The organism is Candidatus Symbiopectobacterium sp. (assembly GCF_020054415.1).
Taxonomy (GTDB): Bacteria; Pseudomonadota; Gammaproteobacteria; order Enterobacterales; family Enterobacteriaceae; genus Symbiopectobacterium.
In genome coordinates this window covers 1-1,076 of record NZ_JAHWCO010000632.1, presented here as the reverse complement: position 1 = coordinate 1,076, position 1,076 = coordinate 1, and the positions used below count along the sequence as shown (strand labels likewise).

The 1,076-nt window shown below is 49.4% G+C and carries 2 protein-coding genes; both read right to left on the bottom strand.

What is annotated here, in order from left to right:
* Positions 1 to 459 (bottom strand): BRO family protein (locus tag QZ506_RS18410; protein WP_291973030.1); only part of this gene is annotated, 459 nt, incomplete at its 3' end.
* 338 nt (positions 460 to 797) lie between these two features.
* Positions 798 to 971, bottom strand: coding sequence for a DUF1187 family protein (locus QZ506_RS18405; protein WP_291973029.1), 174 nt, complete (start codon positions 969 to 971; stop codon positions 798 to 800).
* Between the last annotated feature and the right edge of the window lie 105 nt (positions 972 to 1,076).

Below are 1,076 nucleotides of genomic sequence, written 5' to 3'. Positions count from 1 at the left end.
GGAGGGTACGCCGGTTACACGGCGCAGAGCGTACCAAATGGCGTTGCTCCATGCCCGGTCGAAGTGAAAACCGTTTGCCATGCTCCAGACGAGGCGGGTAAGGCTGTCGATATCATGGCTACTGAATAGTTCGGCGGCTTGAGGTTTATACTGCGGATTCTCGTAGTTGCCGGTCTTGCGGATTGAGGGAAGTACTTCACTCGTCACCCACTTGCGGAAGCGATGGGGCAGAGTGCCCTGCTTCACAGCGTCACGGCAGCGTAGTACTAAGGTGAACATGCCGGATTCGGAGATGATCGCTAAATCCTGCTGCCCGCCAAGGGTGTAAATTGAACTTACACCCTTCTCGTCATCGTCCAATGCTTGTAAAGACATGCGAGAATTCGTTAGTTTTAGAGCATCACAAACATCCTTGGCAACAAACCAAGGCTCATCATTAATGATGACTGTGCGCACTATGTGATTTTCAAAAGTGAATGGAGTGGTGGCTAATACGGTCACGATGACCTCCAATGGTTTATAGCAGTACTGCTACCACTCGAGGTGACAATCTCATTGGTGGTAGCTCAGACAGGGTTGTCACAACCGGATAAACCAACCGGCGAGCCTTACGGCTCCCCCACCTGAGCCACCATTGATATGTGACTTGGCTGGGGCCAATAAAAAACACGCTCGCGGCGTGTCTATTGGCGCGGTTTATTCATCGGGGTGACAATCCCGGCACCTGAATTTGCAGATGCAGAGTGACTATAGCGCATGGGTTATCCCTAGGTCAATTGGGTGGTTTATTGTGCTATTTACCACGTATCCCTGTTTTTCACCCTGACGCAGCGGAAATCCTCCAGTTTCACCTTATCGCCGAACGACTTACCTACCTCCTTAGGCTTAAAAAGCAGTTTTTCGCATTCTGACATGGTGAGTTTCACCTTGGAGAAGGCTTTGTTGAATAAATAGAACTTTTGGGTAATCATCGGAGCAGATCTCCACAGTTGTTTCAAAATCAGGTCTCCATGGCAAAACAAAATTTTAAAATCACCAACTGGCCCTCTTATAACAAGGCCCTCAAGCAGCGCGGT

Coding starts and splice junctions, on each gene's coding strand:
- QZ506_RS18405 (WP_291973029.1), bottom strand. CDS start 971: ATGATTACCCAAAAGTTCTATTTATTCAACAAAGCCTTCTCCAAGGTG.